This window comes from Burkholderia sp. AW33-5, from assembly GCF_053427615.1.
This window is the reverse complement of record NZ_JBSAXA010000084.1, coordinates 1-752: the sequence shown is the minus strand read 5'-3', so window position 1 is coordinate 752 and position 752 is coordinate 1. Positions and strand designations below refer to the sequence as shown.

Below are 752 nucleotides of genomic sequence, written 5' to 3'. Positions count from 1 at the left end.
ACATGCCAGAAGGACTCGATCCGTGTCTGCCTGACGACGTGCTTAAAGTCTTTACGCTCGCCACTCAACGCGTACACGTGACTCGCGATTCACTCAAAAGTGCCGATGCGTCGACGACAGTGATGGCCGCCGTCGGCAATGCCGAAGAGGTGACAGAAGGCAGCAACAACTGGGTGATCGCGCCCAGCAAATCGGCAACGGGCCGTGCGATCATGGCCAATGACCCACATCGCGCGTACGCTGCGCCAAGCCTACGCTACATCCAGCAGATCAGCACGCCGACGCTCGATATCATCGGCGGCGGCGAACCTTCTGCGCCTGGTGTGTCGATCGGACACAACGGCACGATCGCGTTCGGTCTCACGATCTTCAACATCGATCAGGAGGACCTGTACGTCTACGATCTGAATCCGGCGAATCCGCATGAGTATCGCTATAAAGGACGTTGGGAACCGATGCGCATCGTGCACGAGGCGATCACTGTGCGTGGCGGTCCGCCCGTCAAAGCGGACCTGTTCTTCACGCGGCACGGCCCGGTAATTTATGCTGAGAGCGCAAAACATCGCGCGTTTGCCGTACGCACTGCATGGCTCGAACCCGGCATGTCGCCGTACTTCGATTCGATGCGCTACATGCGCGCGAAGAACTTCGAGCAATTCGAGCGCAATCTATCAACTTGGGGGGCGCCAACCGTCAATCAGGTGTATGCGGACACTCATGGCAACATTGGCTGGGTGACAAGCGGCCTTGCG

General features: G+C 58.6%; 1 protein-coding gene. It reads left to right on the top strand.

Translation table 11 applies throughout. The annotated features are described in order from the left end of the window. The coding region (locus ACV22V_RS32425; protein ID WP_448016821.1) for a penicillin acylase family protein at positions 1-752 on the top strand (752 nt) is incomplete at both ends.